The sequence below is a fragment of the Micromonospora sp. NPDC048898 genome, from assembly GCF_043198035.1.
Classification (GTDB): Bacteria; Actinomycetota; Actinomycetes; order Mycobacteriales; family Micromonosporaceae; genus Micromonospora.
The window spans coordinates 76,909-94,818 of record NZ_JBICUF010000021.1; the positions used below are offsets into that span (position 1 = coordinate 76,909).

A 17,910-nucleotide genomic window follows, 5' to 3' on the forward strand; every position below is an offset into this window, starting at 1 on the left:
ATCGGTACCGACGGGCCGGCGGCGCGCCCGGCCGGCACCGACCTACCCGCGGCACGCCCGGCCGGCACCGACCTACCCGCGGCACGCCCGGCCGGCACCGACCTACCCGCGGCACGCCCGGCCGGTACCGACGCGCCCGCGGCGCGACCGGCCGGTTGAGATGTCCGCCGCACCGCCGCACGTCCTGGTCATCGGCGCCGGCACCGGCGGGTTGTGCCTGGCGCACGGCCTGCGCCGCGCCGGGATCAGCGTCGCCGTCTACGAGCGGCACCGCGACCGCGCCGACGGTCTGCTCGGCTACCGGGTCGGCATCGGCCCCACCGGTAGCCGGGCGCTGCGGGAGTGCCTGCCCCCGGAACTGTTCGCCACCTTCCTGGCCACCTGCGCGCGGCCGCCGCACTACTTCAACGTGGTCACCCAGGGGCTCCGCCAGACCGCGTCCTTCCCCCTGCGACCGAGCGCCGACCCGGTGCACACCGAACATTCGGTGGCCCGGATGGTGCTGCGCCAGGTGCTGCTGACCGGCCTGGACGACGTGGTGCACTTCGACAGGACCTTCACCCGCTACGAGCAGCGCGACGACGGCACGGTCACCGCGTACTTCGCCGACGGCACCAGCGCCACCGGCAACCTGCTGGTGGCGGCGGACGGCACCCACTCGGCGGTACGCCGGCAGTACCTGCCGCACGCCGTCACCCGCGACGCCGGCACCATCAACATCGCCACCCGCATTCCGCTCACCGCGCACACCCGCAGCCTCGTCCCGGACCGGGTCCGCCAGGGCATCTCGCTGATCTTCGGCGTCGGCGGGATGATGGGCGTACTGCACGTCATGGAGTTCAAGTGGGACGCCCGCCGGGCGATCAAACCCGGCGTCAGCGACGCCGACGCCGCGCTGCTGCGCAACTGGCCCGGCCTGGCCCACGACACCACCACCGACAACATCAACCTGATCATCTGGAGCACGGGTCGCCGATTCCCGGCCGACGTCATGGAACGTCGCGGCGAGGACCTGGTACGCGTCGCCCTGGACCTCACCTCGAACTGGCACTCGAACCTGCGGGAGTTGCTGACCCGGGCGGACCCGTCCAGTGCCCTACCGATCCGAGTGTCCACGTCCGAGCCGGTGCCGCCCTGGAAGAGCAGCACCGTCACCATGCTCGGCGACGCCATCCACACCATGACCCCGGGTCGCGGGGTGGGCGCGAACACCGCGCTGCGCGACGCCCGCCTGCTCTGCGAACAACTCGGCCGCGCCGCCACCGGCGACAAGACGCTGGTCCAGGCGGTCGCCGACTACGAGGCGGCGATGGTGCCGTACGGCTTCGCGCGGGTCGCCGAATCGCTCAACCGCAGCGGCACCAGCGGCGACGACCGGATGTACCGGCCGGTGGTGGGTCGGCTCGCGCTGCTCGGCGCGCGCGGCTACTTCGGAGTGACAAGTCGGGTACCCCGGCTGCGGCGCCGGTTCGTCGACGACTTCCACACCTACGAGGGCGACCAGGACTGAGTCAGACATCGGCCCGGGTTCGGCGTCCCCCCGCCGGGCCCGGGTCTCGTCGTGCCGGGTCTCGTCGTGTCGGGTCTCGTCGTGCCGGGTCTTCGTGTCGTCCTGGTGCGACGCTGCTTGTCTGGTGGCGACGCCGCTCTGGTGGCGACGCCGCCTGTTCGGTGCGACGCTGCGTCACTCGGCGGGCACCGCCTGAGGTGGCCACCCCACCCGGGACGCCTGCAGCCGATCCTCTCACTTGCCGGCAACACGCGTGTGCGAAGCTGCGGCGAGTTTTTCTCGTGCCTTTTCCAACGAGTTGAGAGGGAGGTTCGCCGTGGCGTGGTCTATCGGACACTCGCTGATAGTGGTACTGGCACTGTTGCTGGGCCTGGCCGCCGGGTGGCTGCTGCGCGGCCGGCGGGGCGTGCAGGGCAATTCGATAGTGGACGGAGATCCGGTAGCCGGTCTGGCGGTGATCGCCACGCCGACGCCGCCGGCCACCACCGACGAGGCCCGGCCCGCGGCCACCGTCGACCCGACCCCCGTCGCGGTCGCCGACGAACCGGTGCCGGTGGACACGGTCAGCGCGCCCGCCGCCGTCACCGGACCGGGCAGTGGGCCGACACCGGTGGAGGTCCCGGCAGACGCCCCGAGCACCGTCGACCCGGCCGACATGGCGCTGACCGAGGCCCCACCGTCGGCACCTTCCGACGCGCCTGACCTGCCGTCGGAGCCCGTCGTGGAGTCGGCCCCCGAGCCGGTCACCGTCGAGGAGCAGCCCGCCCCGGCGGCCGTGATCGCCCCCCGTCAGCCCGCGGACGACCTTCCGCTCGACACCGCGCCACTCGACACCACCCCGGCCGACGAGCCGGTCACGACCGAGCCGGTCGACGATGCGGCGACCAAGGTCAGCCCGGCCGACGAGCCGACCGCGGTCACCCCGGTCAACGAGCCGACCGCGACCGACGTGGCCGACGAGCCGACCGCGACCAGCCCGGCCGACGACGTGGCGACCGAGGCCGCGGTGCCGGTGAACGCCGACGCGCGGAACACCGACCCGACGGACGCCAACGGCGTGGAAGCAGCACCGACGGACGCGGACGCCGAGCCGGAGTCGGTGCCGTCGGCGGTCGCCGTGCCTGCGGTCGTACCGGCCGTGGCCGCGACCCCTCCGGTCGTGACGACCGCTGCCAACGGCACGGATGCCGACCCCACGGGCCCGGTCGACGACTTCCGCCGGATCCAGGGGATCGGGCCGAAGATGGCGGCGGCGTTGCAGGACGCAGGTGTACGCACGTACGCCCAGCTCGGTGCGCTGGACGAGGCGGCACTGCGCGACCTGATCCGGGCCGCCGGCCTGCGCGGCGCACCCGGGCTGGCCACCTGGCCGCAGCAGGCCCGCGTGCTCGCCGGTGCCGGCGACGAGATGGCCGCCGTGCTGCCGGGCGGCAACCCGTCCTGACGTGCGACATCGAGCCCCCGGTCCACCGCCCACGCGGCGGTGGGCCGGGGGTTCGGCCGTCGAGGCCGCACCATCCACGGCCCCGACCGACTGGGTGATCGACTCGCGTTTCAGGAAACCGGGCCATCCGACCAGCCGGGACACCCCGACATTCAGAAAGCCGAGTCGATCACCTCGGTTGGGGGAAGGCACGGCGAATTCGCGGCCGGGCGGTCGACCGATCGTTACCGTTCGTGCAGGTGGACCGGCGGGTCCGTCAAGTCGACCGGTTCCGCAGGAGTAGCCCGTGCACCTCGCCGCGCCGGAGCCCGGGTCCCCACGGGCCCGTCGTCCGCCGGTACGCGACCAGGAGGCCCCGCGCCGGGTGACGCTCCTCGAACTCTTCTTCGACCTGGTGTACGTGGTCGCCCTGGCGCTCATCTCCCGGGGAATGGTCGACCACCTCGACTGGCACCGGGCCGGCCAGGCGCTGATCATTCTGGCCGCCGTCTGGTGGACCTGGGTGATCACCACCCTGGTCACCGACCTGTACAACCCGGAACGCACCGAGATAAAGCTGCTGATCAGCGCCGTGATGTTCGGCGCGCTGCTGATGACCACGGCGATCCCGGAGGCGTTCGGCGACCGCGGGATCGCCTTCGCCGGCACCTACGTGGCGATCCACCTCGGGCGCGGACTGTTCCTGATGCCGGCCGTCCGCCGCGAACCACAGACCCAGCGCCGCGCGGCACGCATCTTCATCTGGTTCGCGGTGTCCGCGATTCCGTGGATCATCGGCGCGTTCGTCAGCGCGGACGCCCGCCTGGCGTGCTGGGCCGTCGCGCTCGTCATCGACTACGTCGGTTTCCGGCTCGCGTACCCGGTGCCGGGGCTCGGGGTGGTGCCCGAACCCCAGCGCAACGTCACCGCGGAGCATCTCTCCGAGCGCTACCAGCAGTTCTTCATCATCGCCCTCGGCGACGCCATCCTGACCATCGGCACCATGTTCAGCACGGCGCACAGCGAGGCGCAGAACATCGGCGGGTTCGCGGTGGCGTTCCTGACCACCCTGCTGCTCTGGCGGATCTACGTGCACAAGTCCGGTCAGCTGCTACCGATGGCCATCAAGGGGTCGGGGTCACCGAGCAAGTTCCTGTTCACCGCGCCGTACACCCATCTGCTGATGGTCGCCGGGGTGGTGACCACGGCGGCCGGCTTCGACCTCGTGTTGCACGAGCCGACCGGGCGGACTCCGCCGGCCTGGGCGGCGGTGATCCTCGGCGGCCCGGCACTCTTCCTGGCCGGCCGGGCCTCCTTCGAGTACGAGGTGTTCAGCCGGGTGTCGGTGTCGCGCCCCGGCGGTGTGCTGGCACTGCTGACCATCGCGCCCGCCGTGCTGTTCCTGCCGCCGGTGTTCGCCTCGCTCGGTGCACTCCTGGTGCTGGTCGGGGTGGCCTACGCGGACTTCCGACGCAGCTACGGCAAACCGGCGGAGGCCCCGTCCCCACCGCACTGACCCGATCGGCCGCCCGGCTCAGACCCCGGCGAGCAGCCGGCCGGCGTCCGGCACGTACGGATCGACGCCCAGCGTGGTGAGCAGCTGGTGCACGGTGGCGGTGGCCGCGGTGAGCACCGGGCGGCCGAGTCGGGCCTCCACCCACGGCACCGCCGCCAACGACGGCAGCTGTACGCAGGCGGAGAGGACCACCGCGTCCACGCCGGTCACGTCCAGTCGCTGTGCCAGCTCGGTCAGGCGGGACGTGGGGATGCGCCCCACCGCCACGTTGTCCGGCTCGCTCAGGCTCACCGCCTCGGTCACCCGCACGCCGTGCGCGGCGAGGTAGGCGGCGACGGTCGCGGTCAGCGGCGGCAGGTAGGGCGCGATCAGGACCACCCGGCGGGCGTCCAGCGCCCGCAGCCCGGCGACCAGCGCACCCGCACTCGTCACCACCGGCATGTCGTGCCCGGCGCGACCCGACGCCCGACCCAACCGCCGCTCGGCCCGCTCGTGCGCGCCCGCGCCCTCGCACATCACCGCCACCAGGCAGGCGTAGGCGAGCACGTCGCAGCGGGCGTCGGCCAACTCGGCGGCACACCGCAGGGCGGAGCGGTTCATCCGGGCCAACTCGTCGGGGGTCACCTGGCGCAGACGTACCCGGCTGGCGTGCGTGGTGAAGCGGACCGTCGCGTCGACGCTCTCGCGGCGGCGCAGCATCGCCGGGATCTCCGTCTCCATGGTGGTGTTCGAACTGGGCACCACCAGGCCGATGCGATAGTCGCTCACACCAGCGCCCCGGCGTACGCCCGGGCCTGCAGCCGCTGCGCGGCGGTGCCGCCCAGGCGCACCTGGAGGCCGAGCGGCGCGGCGGCGCGGCGGACGTCGTCCAGGTGCAGCGAGCCGTGCCGGTCCACGGTCAGCACGGGAGGCTCCTCCAGCTCACCCTCCGGGGCGTGGAACGAGAGCAGGGTGACCGAGGTGGTGAGGTAGCCCGGGTACGCGGCGCGGGCCGCCGCCTCGTCCCGGTGGGCCAGCACCACCAGGTCGTCGAGGTGGGCGAAGTCGGCGGCGAGGGCACCGATCTTCCAGTGCGCCGGTTCCTCGGCCGCCCCGGTGAGGTGCCGGGACCGGTTCGCCGAGGTGATGTAGAGGTGGTCCGAGCCGGTCTCGGCGAGCGCCCGCTCGAAGAAGGCGTTGGACGGGCAGGTCAGGCCGGGTGCGATCACCTGGGTGGTCCGCAGCCCCTGGTCGACCTGGGTGAGGTGCTCGGGGAGCCGCTCCGCCGCCGGCCCCCGGAAGCCGAACGGCCCGGCACCGTAGAGGGCGTCCATCAGTGCCCGCACCCGGCCGACCGGCAACCGTGGTGAGACCCGCGTCCAGTCGAACATGCCCGGGATCCGGCCGACCGCTGTGGTGATGCTGCCGACCTGCTGCGCGGGACGACCCTTGGCCAGGTTGAGCTGGCGTACGGTGGCCGCGTCGGGACGGGTGACGAGGACGTAGAAGTTGGCGAACGCCGCCGCGACGACCGCGCCGCCGGCCAGCGCGCGGGCCGCGACCGCGACGTCCTCGGGACGGTCGATGTAGAGGGGCGGTGTCGGGGCGTCCATGAGTCCTCCTCGGCGGGCCGTGAGGCAGTTCTACGTCCGCCGAAGCGTGCGGCGGCCGGGTCGGTCGCCGATCCGATAGCCGACACGCGTTACCCGGTGCGGGCGGCCGATCCCGGGCGGTACGCAACGGCGAACGGCATCGGCCGGACGGAGGATCCAGTGGTCCGGAGCCGGTATCCGTTAGCCGCACGACCCGATTGGGTACAACGGCTGCACCTCAGCTCCACCACATATCCTCAGGAGGCAGCGATGCGCGGCACCTCGATACTCGGAGTCATCGTCGTGATCTGGCTGCTGATCGGCGCGATCGCCGCCGGCCAGCGTGGCTACTACAGCGGCGACGACACCAACTGCGCCGAGGCCGGCACCATCCTGGTCACCATCGTGGCCGGTCCGTTGAACTACATCGGTGCCAACCCCAAGGTCGACTGCAAGCTGCCCGAGCCGTCCAAGTAGGACCTGACGCCGCCGGCCCGCGTCCCCTACCCCCGGGGCGCGGGCCGTTCGCTGTCCGCTTCCGGTCACCCCACACCCCGCATGGCGTCCTAGGAGGCTGGTTTGCGTTCGTCGGCGACCTCTCCGGCCGCCTCCGCGCGATGGGCTGAAGGGCACGGTCCGCTCGCCGACGAACAGGCTAGGAGACTGCTCTGGAGCATTCGCCGCCGCGCCATCACCGCGTGGCCGTCAGCCACACCCAGGGGGCACAACCGGAGCACCCGGCCCACCGGCGATCGACTGATCGCTGCGGCGGGTCGGGTGCGTCCCGGAAACGGCGCCTGCCACCCCACGAACGGGTCAGCGGAAACAGTTGGGCACCGGTGCCGTGCTGTCCAGGCAGTTGCTGGGCTCGTTGCCGCTGACCTCGGTTTCGTCATCGACGTTGGCCTGGGCCTTGTCCACGAAGAGGCCACCCGGCCGCCCGTCGGAGACATTGTCGGCCACCCGGCTCCTGAACAGCGAGACCTGACCCATGGCGACGAAGATGCCGCCCGCCTTGCTGTCGGCGTCGTTGCGGCTGACGTCGCTACGACGCACCAGCAGATTGGACTTCTCGGCGTGGATCCCGCCACCGTCGCCTTCGGAGGTGTTGTGCGTGATGGTGCTCTCGTCGAGCGGAAGAAGACCCTGGAAGGTGGAGATGCCACCACCCTTGACCGTCGCGGTGTTGTCGCGGATCGTCATCCCCCGCAGGTAGAGCACCGCATCCGAGTTGGCGATGCCTCCGCCGACCTCGGCGGTGTTGCCGATCACCCGAACGTCCGAGACCTTGCTGCGCGCCGAGAAACTGGCGAAGCCCCCGCCCTGCGCCGCCTCGTTGTCGGCGAACGTGCTCCGATGGACCTCGGCCGCTCCCCGGTAGTTGCCGAACCCACCGCCGTAGCTCTCGGCGGCGTTCTCGACGAACTTCGACCTGTCCAGGGTGAGCACACCACCGTTGAGCAGGCCCCCGCCTTTGCCCTCCTTGCCGATGGCCCGGTTGCCGACGAATGTGCTGTCGCTGATCACCATGTTGCCGTCGTTGAAGATTCCGCCACCGCCACCCTCCGCGGAGCGGGAGGTGCTTCCGATGATCGTCGTGCGCCGCACGGCGGCGGCGGCGCCGTGGACCACGTGGATGCTGCCCCCCTCAGCCGCCGACCGGCCGTTCTTCAGGACGACGTCACTCAGGTCCAGCTCGCCGCCGTCGCGGACGGTGAAGAACCGGAACTCGTCGGCGTTCGGGGCACGCCTGATGGTGGCACCCTCCCCCTGGATGGTGATGGGGTGGTAGATGACGGGCAGGCCGGCCTTGTCGTCCTTCGGATCGCGCGGGGGCGTCTCGGCGTCCCCGGGGTTCTCGGCGGTGTCGGCGGCCTCGCGGGCGTCCCGGATGCCGCCGTCGTAATCGTCGGGCTGCTGGAAGGCCTCGGTGAGGGTGTAGGTGCAGTTGCGCGCGAGCCGAAGCTCGCCGCCGCCCTCGGCGTTGGCACGGACGAGCGCCGCGATGAGTCGGTCGGAGTCGCAGGGCACCGTCACCCGGTCGGCCGCCGCGGCCGCCACGCCGGTCAGGCCCGTCGCCACCACCATGCCACCGGCCACCAGGCTCCCGGTCAGGAACCACCGGGACCGCCGCCTGGGCCGCGCTGGGCGACGACTTGCTCGGTACGTGAACATAGAACTTCCCTGCCCCTCGTGCATCTGACACGGCCGCACCAAACAGGCGCGGGGTGGCTAACGTTCCTAGCGCCACCGAAATGACGATACGACGGTCAAATGCGACAAGACCGGCGAACATGAATAACCTTGCGTTTACGCATCCGCGCCCCAGCCGCCACCGACCGGGCACAGCAGGGCCGAATGCCCGCGAAGCGGTAGCTCGGGGCGGCTCCTCAGCGCCAGGGCCGCGCCCATGGCGGCCGGGTGCCGGGCTCAGCCGCCGACGTGGATCCCGGGACGACGCAGCGGGTCCCGCTCGGTCCGCCGGATGATCTCGCGTACCACCGGCGGGGTGTCTCCCCGACCGAGGATGAGATAGCGCGCCAGGTGCGCGATCGGGCTCCCCTCCGACCACTCGAAGTGCGCGTGCGGGCGAACACCGGTGGCGTCGCGCAGGGCCAACAGGATCGCGGCGATCGCGTTCGGCGCGGCCGGGCTGCTGGCCCGCAACACCCGGAAGCCGCCCACCTCGATCCCGTGCACCCGCAGCACCTGACTGAACTCCGACGGGTCGACCACGTCGATCTCCAGGAACAGCACGTCCGCCGCCCCGGGCACCGGATTCATCCCCCGCTGCGCCCGCTCCTTGACCGTGTACTCCTTCACCGACCCGCTCTGCCTCTTGTTCGCGATCAGGTGCAGTTGCCCGTCGTGGGCCAGCGACTCGGTGACGAACCGACGGGCCGGCTCGTCGAACTCGATCCGCTCGGCGCGCAGCTCGGTGGTCCGGGTGACCCGGGAGACCAACGAGACCCCGATGATGCCGAGGATGAACAACGCGGAGATGGTGATCCCGTCCGGCTGCTCGATGACGTTCTCGAGCAACGCGTACAGCAGCACCAGGGTCAGCACGGTGAAGCCGACGGCGACGGCGCGCTGGCGGTGGCGGGCCGCGGAGATGGTCACCGCCACCGCGCCGGAGACCATCATCGCCAGGATGCCCGTCGCGTACGCGCCGGCCTGGGCGTTGACGTCGGCCCGGAAGGCGACGGTGATGGCGACGCTGACGACGGTGTAGACGATCACCACCGGGCGCACCGCCCGCGCCCACTCCGGCGCCATCCCGTACGAGGGCAGGTAGCGCGGGACGATGTTGATCAGCCCGGCCATCGCCGAGGCGCCGGCGAACCAGAGGATGAGCACGCTGCTCAGGTCGTAGACGGTGCCGAACACCTCGCCCAGTTGGGCGTGCGCCAGGAACGCCAGAGCCCGCCCGTTGGCGGCGCCTCCGGGCCGGAACTCCTCCTGCGGAACGAGCGCCGTGGTGACGAAGGTCGTCGAGACGAGGTACACCGACATGATCAGCGCGGCGGTGGTGAGCAGCCGGCGCGTGTTGCGGATCCGGGCGGCGAGTCGGGCCGCCCGGTCCGCCCCGTCGGCTTTGATCAGCGGCATCATGCTCACCCCGGTCTCGAAACCGGACAGCCCCAGCACCAGCAGCGGGAACGCCAGCACGGCGGTGAGCAGCACGCCGCCCGGCCCGCCGCCGGCCGTCGTCAGCGCGGCCGTCCAGTCCGACACGATGCCCGGGTCCCGCACGATCCGGGTCGCAGCGACCACGACGATCACCGCGTTGAGGGCCAGGAAGACGGCGACAAGCGGGATGGCCACCACCACCGCCTCGCGGAAGCCGAGCAGGAACACCCCGCCGAGGATGAGCAGCAGCACCACGGTCACCACGACCGGGACGGCGGAGCCGTGCAGCGCGTCGGGCAGGTACGGATTCTCCAGCAGGTGCACGGTGGCGTCCGCCGAGGAGAGGGTGATCGTGATGATCCAGGAGGTGGCCACGAAGCCGAGCAGCACGAGTACGAAGACCTTGCCCCGCCAGAACGGCAGCAGGCGCTCCAGCATCGCCACCGACCCCTGCCCGTGCGGGCTCTCCTGGGCCACCCGCCGGTACATCGGCAGCATGCCGAACAGGGTGAGCGCGACGATCAACAGGGTCGCCAGCGGGGAGAGCGCACCGGCCGCCACCACCGCGATGCCCGGCAGGTACGACAGCGTGGAGAAGTAGTCGACGCCGGTCAGGCACATCACCTGCCACCAGGCGTGCCGGCGGTTCTGCCCCTCCCCCGACTCCGGGCCGGGCGGCTGCACCTGGTGCTGGAAGAGCCACCGGCGCAGTGGGCTGGCCGGCGGTCCGGTCCGCGCCGCGGTCGCCACGCGTTCGGGCACCACGACACCGGGGCGACCGCCCCGGTGCGGGCGGGCCGGGTCTCGGGCCGCCCGCAGTGCCGGGTCCGGCCCGGTCGGCGCGTGGCGGCGTCCGTTCCAACGTCGTGGTTTCGCCCGGTGCTCGTCACCCATCGCCCGTCCCACCCTCACAGGTCCTGCTCCGACGGTAGGCGGAAGATCGGGGCCCGACCGGCGGAACCGGGCACGTGGCTGGCCGGCTCAGGACAGGTCCGATACGGCGAGCAGACGGGCCAGTGCGGGCGGATCGGCGATGGTCACCGTGGCCGCCGGGTGTCGTGGCCGCCCGCCCGGCACCACCGCCGGCACCGGGCTGCCGAAGCGCAGGCAGATCCCGCCGGCCGTGCTGCTGCCGAAGCTCGCACCCCCGTCGGCGAGCGACAGGTGCGGCCCGATCACCCGCCACCAGCGGTACGGGCCGCTCAGCTCGACGGCTGTCACGTTGTCCCGGTCGGTCCGCAGCCGCCACGGGCCGTACCGGATCATCAGCTCCCGGTCGGTGACGGCCACCCAGGCGGTCGCCGGGCGGACCCCCAGCAGCGCCAACACCGGGCGGAACAGCGGATCGAAACGGAACGCGAACCGCGTGGCGGCACCGGTCATCGCGCACCGGGTCGGGCGGTGGGTCGTGACACCGGGCCGCCCGGCCGCAGCGGGCCGGGCCGCGCGGGCCGGGGACGGGCGGCGGGGCGGCGCCGGGCCAGGACGGTCATGGCGCGGGCGTACCCGGTACGAGCCCGCCGACACCCCCGGATATCCGGCACCGACCAGACCAGCTGACCGCCCTCCCCCACCGTCGGCCGGCACCCCCCGGGCCGGCCGACGGTGGCAGACGGTCGACACCCCCCGGGGCCGACCGGCTGTTCCCCGCGGGCCGACCGGACGGCGGCCGGCCCCGCGGGTGGGCGGATCTGGTGGGACGCGTCCCCGCGCTCCGCCACCCCCCACGGGGCGGAGCGCGGGGACCCCCCGTCCCGGCTACTGCAGGAACGCCCCGAGGGGCGAGAGCAGTAGCCGGCCGAGCGCCGCGGCGTTGTCGTCCAACCGCGTGCGCTCACACTCGCGGGCGTCCGGATCGTGCCGGCACCGCCAGATCTTCTGTGCGTTGCGCCAGGCGACATCGCGGGTGTACTCGACCAGTTCCCCCTGGTACCAGTCGTCGATGTCGCCGTTGAGCATGTCGATGAGCAGCTGCCACCGCTCCAGATAGCCCCGGCGCAGGCCGGGGATCTTGTCCGCGAAGATCTTGTTGATCTCCAGGTAGTCGTGGTGCTGGTCAGTGCCGTCGACCGGCTCCGACTCCAGGTGGTCGAACGTCGTCACCAGCGCGAAGGGCAGGTCGAAGTTGATGTGCGCGTTGACGCCGGCCGCTGCCGACGGCAGGGGCCGGGCGTCCGGCCCCCGCATCCGCTCGAAGAGGCACGACCACGCCTTCGGAGTGCCCGGACTCGAGTCGGTCCACAGCCGCATGGCATCGAAGTAGCGCGCGGCGAACTCCACGTCGAGCCGGGAGAGGAAGGCCGGGTCGACGAAGCGGTCCTCGTACAACCCGTCCAACACGCTGCTGGTGATCGTCAGGTAGAGCCTGTTGAAGTCGGCGAGGGGGCAACTGGCCTCCAACGGAGGCAGCCGCACCAGCAGGTCCTGCAGCTTGGTGAGGTGATCGACCACGGCCGGCACGTCCGCGGGATGGTCGGCGAGCAGGTCGACGATGTCCCGGTGCACGGGCCCCCAGACCGGTTCGGTCATTTCTCCTCCATGGTGGTCGGCGGCATCCCCCGTGCCGTCGTCAACGCGGCCCAGCCTTTCAGCCGACACCCACCCGCCGGATCAGTAGAACGACGTATCCCGGCGCGCACACGCGCCAGTGGACGGTACGTCGAGTCAGCTTCGGATGTTGCGCAACTGGATCGCGCTGGCCTGCACGCGGGTGCGGACCTGGAGCTTGTCGAAGATGTGCGACACGTGCACCCCGATGGTCCGCTCGCTGATGAACAGCCGCTGCCCGATCTCCTTGTTGGTCAGCCCCTCCGCGACGAGCGCGAGCACCTCCCGCTCCCGTGCGGTGAGTGCCGCCAACTCGTCGTCGGACGCCTCGGCCGGTGCGCCGCGCGTGGCGGTGATGGCCTCGCGCTCCTCCAGCGACACCCGGGCCCGCCCGGCCAGCTCGCGGATCTCCGAGGTCAACGGTGCCGCGCCCAACCCCTGCGCCACCCGGTACGCCTCCCGCAGCAGCTTGCCGGCGGTGGCCAACCGGCTGCGGCGGGCCAGCAGCGCCTCGGCCTGCCGCAGCCGCGAGTACGCCGCCGGGTAGGGGTGGTGGCGCCGGTCCCACTCGGCGACCGACGCGGCCCACAGCTCCGGGTCGCTGCTGTCCAGGCGGCTCACCTCCGCGGCGCAGAGGGCCAGGAACCCCTCCACCACCGACCGCACCGGACGAGCCGCGCCGACGCTCTTGCGGGCCACCCGATCCGCCACGTCGCGCAGCCGGCGTACCACCGTCGGGTCCACCGCCACGGTGCGGCTGGCGTGCGCCTCGGCCTCGGCGCGCAGGCCGTGCCAGACCAGTGCCGACAGGATCGTCACGTCGTCGGAACGGCTCTCGGTGAGGCCCCGTTGCACCGCCAACCGCGCCACCTCGTGCCGGCCCTCCCACATCGCCAACCCGGCGCGCAGCGTGAGCAGCGGAATGACGTGCCGCGCCCCGCCACCGGCGAGCAGGGTCGCCACCGCGTCGAGGTCGCGGCTGGCGGCGTCGATGTCGCCGTAGCCCACCGAGAGCCGGCACCGGGCCAGCAGCAGCTCGACGGCGTCCGCACCGGACGGCCGGTGCCGCAGGGCGGCGGCGACCACCTTCTCCGCCTCGGCCCACTGGCCCACCCGGAACAACCCGTTGATGGCGACGGCGAGCAACCGGGTCTCCCAGGTGCGGCCCAGCCCCAGCTCGGCGACCCGCTCGGCACCACGCCGGGCCACCACCACACCCTCTTCGAGGATGTTGAGTGGCCCGGTCAGCAGCTCCGCCAGGTGCAGGTACGCGCAGGCCACGTCCTCGGGCTGGCCGGCGCGCTCGGCGGTGTCGAGGGCGTCGCGCATCACCGCGAGGCCGGCGTCCGGGTCCTCCAGGTAGGCGTCGCTGAAACCCAGCGCGGAGCTGGCCAGCACCACCTCGGTGGCGGAACCCTCCACGTCGGCGGCCAACGCCAGCGCCTCGCGGGCCCGCTGGCCGGCGTCGGCGTAGCGACCCAGATGCAGCAGCAGCTCGGCCAGGCGGGCGGCGGCGTTGGCCCGGTCGCGTGGGGAGCAGTCGGACGCCGTCAACGCCCGCTGGTATTCCTCCTCGGCCAACGCCGAGCGACCGGCGGCGGCCAGATAGCGGGCCCGCCGGATGTGCAGCGCGCAGCTCGGCTCGCCGCCGCGCAGCTCGGCCACGTCTTCCAGCAGGGCCAGGGCGCGGGCGTGCTCACCACTGTGGTGGGCCGCCTCGGCGGCGTTCTCCAGCAGCTCGACCCGGTCCACCGTCAGCGGGCCCGGGTCACCGGCCAGTTGCAACGCCGCCGACCAGTGCCGGTGCGCCTCGGCGTAACCGTGCAGCCGTTCGGCCTCCTGGGCGGCCGCCACCGCCGCCGGCAACGCGCGGGCCGGCTCACCGGCCAACCGCCAGTGGTGCGCCAGCCGGGCCTGGTGCAGCTCGCCCGGCGCGGCGGTCAGTGCCTCGGCGTAGCGGCGGTGCAACCCGGACCGCTCCGCCGGCAGCAGCTCGTGCGCGAGCACCTCGGCGACCAGGCGGTGCCGCAGCCGGTAGCCGTCGTCGGCACCGACCAGCAACCGGTGTGCCACCGCGGCGCGGGCCGCGTCGATCAGCTCGTCCTCGGGCATCCGCAGCACCTGCGCCAACAGCCAGTGCTGCACCGGTTCGACGCCGGCGGCCACCGCGTGCACCACCGCGTGTGCGTGCTGGGGCAGCGCGTCGACCCGGTCGAGGAAGATCTCCCGCAGCGTCTCGGACAGACCGTCACGGCCGTCGCGCAGGTCGCGGGCCAACTCCTCGATCACGAACGGGTTGCCACCGCTGCGCTGCCAGACCTGCTCGGTCGCGTCGGCGGGGAGCGTGCGGCCCACCACCGCGGCGGCGAGCTTCTCGGTGTCGGCCCGGTCCAGCGGTGCCAGGTCGAGCACCCGCACCGTCCGCAGCCGCCGCAGCTCGGTGAGCACCCGGCGCAGCGGGTGCGCGCCCTGCAACGACTCGGCGCGCACCGCCGCCAGCACGGAGAGCTGGAGGTCACCGAGGCCGGCCAACAGGTAGAGCAGCAACTGCCGGGTGCTGCGGTCGACCCACTGCAGGTCGTCGAGGATCAACACCAGGGGTCGGCCCTCGGCGATCAGGTGCAGCCCGCGGCTGACCCGCTCCAGCAGCGCGCCCGCGCCGTCCGGGCCGGCGGTCTCGTCGGCGAACATCTGCAGCAGCCCACGCACCGCCGAGGAGGTGCGCGCGTGTGTGCTGGCCACGTCGGCGTCGAAGCGGCGCAGCGCCTGCAACAGCGGGTGCAGCGGGGAGGCGTCGCCGATGTCCAGGCAGCTGCCGGTGAGCACCACGGCGCCCTGCTCACGCAGCCGCACCCCGATCTCACCCAACAGTCTGGTCTTGCCCACACCGCTCTCGCCGGTCAGGAAGACGCCGGCGGTCTGCCCGTGCGCGGCGTCACCGAGCAACGCGGACCGAACCGTCTGCACCAGCTCGGCCCGGCCCACGAGCGGTGCGGTGTCCACATCGCTGGCCATGGCACGCAGCCTAATCACAGGTCCCCGAACCGTTCTACGGCCAGCTGCCGCTTGTGGTACTCCTCGCGTCGACTTTGCGACTAAAGGTTGCGGGTGGCCGACATACGTCGTTCTGCAGATCCCCCGTCGGCCCAGGGATGCCAATCTCCGGAGGTCACCAGGCATCAGCAGGCAGAAGGGTTGGTGCGCGACCATGACCACCACCACCAGGATCTTCCTCGGCGACGGGCAGCGCGGCGTGACATCGCTCTGGCCGGTAGCGGAGGAGAGACGCACCGTCACCGTGCTCTTCGCCGACATCGTCGGCTCCACGGCACTGGTGGACCGACTCGACCCGGAGGACGTCCGCGCGTTGCAACGTGTCTACTTCGACACCGTCGCGGGCGTGCTGCACCGCTGGCAGGGAGTGGTCGAGAAGTACGTCGGCGACGCGGTGATGGCGCTGTTCGGTGCCCGGCACTCCGACGGCTTCGACGCGTACCGGGCGGTGCGCGCCGGACTCGAGATCCAGGCCGCGCTGGATCGCCGGCCGATGGTGGGGAACATCCGACTCCGGGTTCGCGTCGGTGTCGCCACCGGCGAGGTCGTGGTCGACCTGGGCGGCGCGGTCAGCGGCGGGCACGGCGTGGCCAGCGGCGCGGTGATCACCACCGCGGCCCGCCTGCAGGAGTACGCGCCACCGGGCGCCGTCGCACTCTGCGCGGCCACCGCACGAGCCACCGCCGGGCTGATCGCCCAGCGTCAGTTGACGCCGGTACCGGTCGCCGGCCGGGTGCCGCCGGTGCCGGTCTGGCACGCCGTCGGTCCGGTGCGTCCCGGCGCGGAACGGCACGACGGCCCGCTGATCGGCCGCCGCCGCGAGCTGGCCACCGTCCGCGACCAGTTGACGGTGGCGATCCGGGAGCAGAACCCGCGCTGGGTCTCCCTGGTCGGGCCCACCGGCAGTGGCCGCAGTCGGCTGCTGCACGAGTTGACCCGTGGGCTGACCACGGTGGACGGGGTGCCGGTGCGCTGGTGTGTGGCGACCTGCCAGCCGTACCCCGATCAGGTCCTGGCACCGGTCGCGGAGTTGCTCCGCGGTCTCGCCGGAGTGCGCCGCGGCGACGGCCCGGCGGCGGTCCACGACCGGCTCGTCGCCGCCCTGACCGCGCTGTTCCCCCCGGCGCGCGTCGCCGCGGCGGTCCCGGCCCTGCACCGGATGCTGACCACCCCGGACGGCTCGTCGGCGGCGTTGGCCGGCGCGGCGGCCTGCCAGGACATCCTGCTGCGCCTGGCCGACCAGGGGCCGCTGATCGTCGCCGTGGACGACGTGGACCGCGCGGCGCCCGCGGTGAGCAGATTCCTGCACGGGCTGTTCAGCGCGGCGACGGCACGTGGGCTGCCACTGGCCGTGGTGACCCTGCACCAACCACAGTGGGCCGACACCCGGCCCGGCCCGGCTCGCCGGGTCACGATCCGACCGCTGGCCACGGTGCAGTCCGGGCGGCTGCTGCGCCTTCTCCTGACCCGGGCCGGCCAGCCGGTGGCCCTGGTGGACCGCCTGCTGCCGCTGGTCGGCGGCCGGCCCGGGCACGCGGCGGCGTACGTCGCGTCGATCCTGGACGGGGCCGACCCGGTGGCGCTCCCGCTGCCCGAGGCGGTACGCCGAGCCGTCGGCGCCGAGCTGGACCACCTCGACGGTGAGCGGCGGGCGGTCCTGATGGCCGCCGGCGTCCTCGGCGGCGTGATCTCCGGTGCGGCTGTCGACCGGGCGCTCGGCTGGGCGCCCGGCCGGTCCGCACCGGCACTGCGCCGGCTGGTCGCCGCCGGGCTGCTGCTCCCCCACCACGCCGACGGGTACGCGTTCGCCGCGCCCGCGCTGCGCCAGGTCGCCGCCGAGCGGCTGCCCCGCGCGTTGCGGGCCGTCTTCGCCCGCCGGGCCGCCGGCGCGCCCCGCCACGACGCCCTGCACCGCGACGCCAACCTGCCCGAGCGCCGCGCTGCCATCGACCGCGCTGAAGCCGTCCGCGCTGGTGCGGTCAACGGCTCGACGGCGAGGAGCGCCGAGATCGTGCGCCTCGACACCGTCGGCGCCCGGGCCGGCCGCCTCGACACCGTCTTCGCGGCGCTGCCCCCGCCGGAGCCGGGCGGTGCCACCGGCCCGGCAGAGCCGCGGCGACGTAACCCCACCCCGACGATGGCCGCCCGTCCGGCCGTGTCGAGCCCCGGGACCAACCAGCTGGCCGACGCTCGTCGGCTGCGGGCCGTCACGTCGGCCGACGACGTACCGCCGGCCCAGACCACCGCGGCTTCCCTGTCTCCGAGCGGTGCGGGCGGCCACTCGCCCCGGCCGGCAAGGTCAACTGTGAACCGGGCGCCCGCCGACGCCTCGGCGGGCACGGTACGCGCGATACCCCTCCCGCCGTTGATCCGCCGACCGGACGACCTGCCCGCCTCCGCCTGATCGACCGCTTGGTGCACGTGGAGGCCGTCACCGCCGAGCTGGCAGTGACCCAGCCTCGTGAGATCGCCCTGTACGTCAGAGCGTTTGAGGGCCTGGCCGCCGAGGCGGTATACGGAGACGTTGCGGGTGAGCTGATCCGGCAGGCGTTGCGCACCCTCTAGGGCCTGTGTCGAAGTCGGTTACAGCCACTCGTTGATCGCGGCGATGTGAACGGTGGCTTCGTAGCGGACGGCGAGTTTGTCGAAGCGGGTG

General features: G+C 73.0%; 13 protein-coding genes. 6 read left to right on the plus strand and 7 right to left on the minus strand.

Annotated elements, in window-relative coordinates; all coding sequences use genetic code 11:
• The first annotated feature begins 160 nt into the window (after window positions 1-160).
• The 3 genes from ACGFIQ_RS32955 to ACGFIQ_RS32965 all read left to right on the plus strand — a co-directional run bounded on the left by ACGFIQ_RS32955 (window position 161) and on the right by ACGFIQ_RS32965 (window position 4,449).
• Complete coding sequence (locus tag ACGFIQ_RS32955; RefSeq protein ID WP_393249705.1) at window positions 161-1,510, plus strand: FAD-dependent oxidoreductase; 1,350 nt, start codon at window positions 161-163, stop codon at window positions 1,508-1,510.
• 346 nt (window positions 1,511-1,856) lie between these two features.
• Window positions 1,857-2,954, plus strand: coding sequence for a hypothetical protein (locus ACGFIQ_RS32960; protein ID WP_393249707.1), 1,098 nt, complete (start codon window positions 1,857-1,859; stop codon window positions 2,952-2,954).
• Window positions 2,955-3,240: 286 nt separating this feature from the next.
• Complete coding sequence (locus ACGFIQ_RS32965; RefSeq protein WP_393249709.1) at window positions 3,241-4,449, plus strand: low temperature requirement protein A; 1,209 nt, start codon at window positions 3,241-3,243, stop codon at window positions 4,447-4,449.
• 18 nt (window positions 4,450-4,467) lie between these two features.
• Here ACGFIQ_RS32965 and ACGFIQ_RS32970 read toward each other — a convergent pair whose 3' ends face one another.
• Together ACGFIQ_RS32970 and ACGFIQ_RS32975 are read right to left on the minus strand one after the other, a co-directional pair.
• Window positions 4,468-5,217, minus strand: a complete 750-nt coding sequence (locus ACGFIQ_RS32970; RefSeq protein WP_393249711.1) for an Asp/Glu racemase — start codon at window positions 5,215-5,217, stop codon at window positions 4,468-4,470.
• Complete coding sequence (locus tag ACGFIQ_RS32975; protein WP_393249713.1) at window positions 5,214-6,041, minus strand: hypothetical protein; 828 nt, start codon at window positions 6,039-6,041, stop codon at window positions 5,214-5,216. The genes ACGFIQ_RS32970 and ACGFIQ_RS32975 overlap by 4 nt, the downstream gene beginning before the upstream one ends.
• A 249-nt stretch (window positions 6,042-6,290) precedes the next feature.
• Here ACGFIQ_RS32975 and ACGFIQ_RS32980 point away from each other — a divergent pair, with 249 nt between their 5' ends.
• Window positions 6,291-6,497 carry a hypothetical protein gene (locus ACGFIQ_RS32980; protein WP_110566517.1) on the plus strand — a complete coding sequence of 69 codons (207 nt, stop codon included), beginning with the start codon at window positions 6,291-6,293 and terminating at the stop codon, window positions 6,495-6,497.
• 339 nt (window positions 6,498-6,836) lie between these two features.
• On the opposite strand, the gene ACGFIQ_RS32985 is transcribed toward ACGFIQ_RS32980, so the two are convergent.
• The 5 genes from ACGFIQ_RS32985 to ACGFIQ_RS33005 all read right to left on the minus strand — a co-directional run bounded on the left by ACGFIQ_RS32985 (window position 6,837) and on the right by ACGFIQ_RS33005 (window position 15,215).
• A complete protein-coding gene (locus ACGFIQ_RS32985) occupies window positions 6,837-8,195 on the minus strand; it encodes a hypothetical protein (protein WP_393249715.1) in 1,359 nt (452 codons plus the stop codon).
• Between the two features lie 255 nt (window positions 8,196-8,450).
• On the minus strand, window positions 8,451-10,547 hold the full coding sequence (locus tag ACGFIQ_RS32990; RefSeq protein ID WP_393249717.1) for an amino acid transporter: 2,097 nt from the start codon (window positions 10,545-10,547) through the stop codon (window positions 8,451-8,453).
• Between the two features lie 87 nt (window positions 10,548-10,634).
• Complete coding sequence (locus tag ACGFIQ_RS32995) at window positions 10,635-11,036, minus strand: hypothetical protein (protein ID WP_393249719.1); 402 nt, start codon at window positions 11,034-11,036, stop codon at window positions 10,635-10,637.
• 375 nt (window positions 11,037-11,411) lie between these two features.
• A complete protein-coding gene (locus tag ACGFIQ_RS33000; protein ID WP_393249721.1) occupies window positions 11,412-12,182 on the minus strand; it encodes a DUF5995 family protein in 771 nt (256 codons plus the stop codon).
• 135 nt (window positions 12,183-12,317) lie between these two features.
• Window positions 12,318-15,215, minus strand: coding sequence for an AAA family ATPase (locus tag ACGFIQ_RS33005; protein ID WP_393249723.1), 2,898 nt, complete (start codon window positions 15,213-15,215; stop codon window positions 12,318-12,320).
• A gap of 193 nt (window positions 15,216-15,408) precedes the next feature.
• Here ACGFIQ_RS33005 and ACGFIQ_RS33010 point away from each other — a divergent pair, with 193 nt between their 5' ends.
• On the plus strand, window positions 15,409-17,658 hold the full coding sequence (locus tag ACGFIQ_RS33010) for an AAA family ATPase (RefSeq protein ID WP_393249725.1): 2,250 nt from the start codon (window positions 15,409-15,411) through the stop codon (window positions 17,656-17,658).
• An 8-nt stretch (window positions 17,659-17,666) separates the two neighbouring features.
• Window positions 17,667-17,819, plus strand: a complete 153-nt coding sequence (locus tag ACGFIQ_RS33015) for a hypothetical protein (protein ID WP_393249727.1) — start codon at window positions 17,667-17,669, stop codon at window positions 17,817-17,819.
• The last annotated feature ends 91 nt before the right edge of the window (window positions 17,820-17,910 follow it).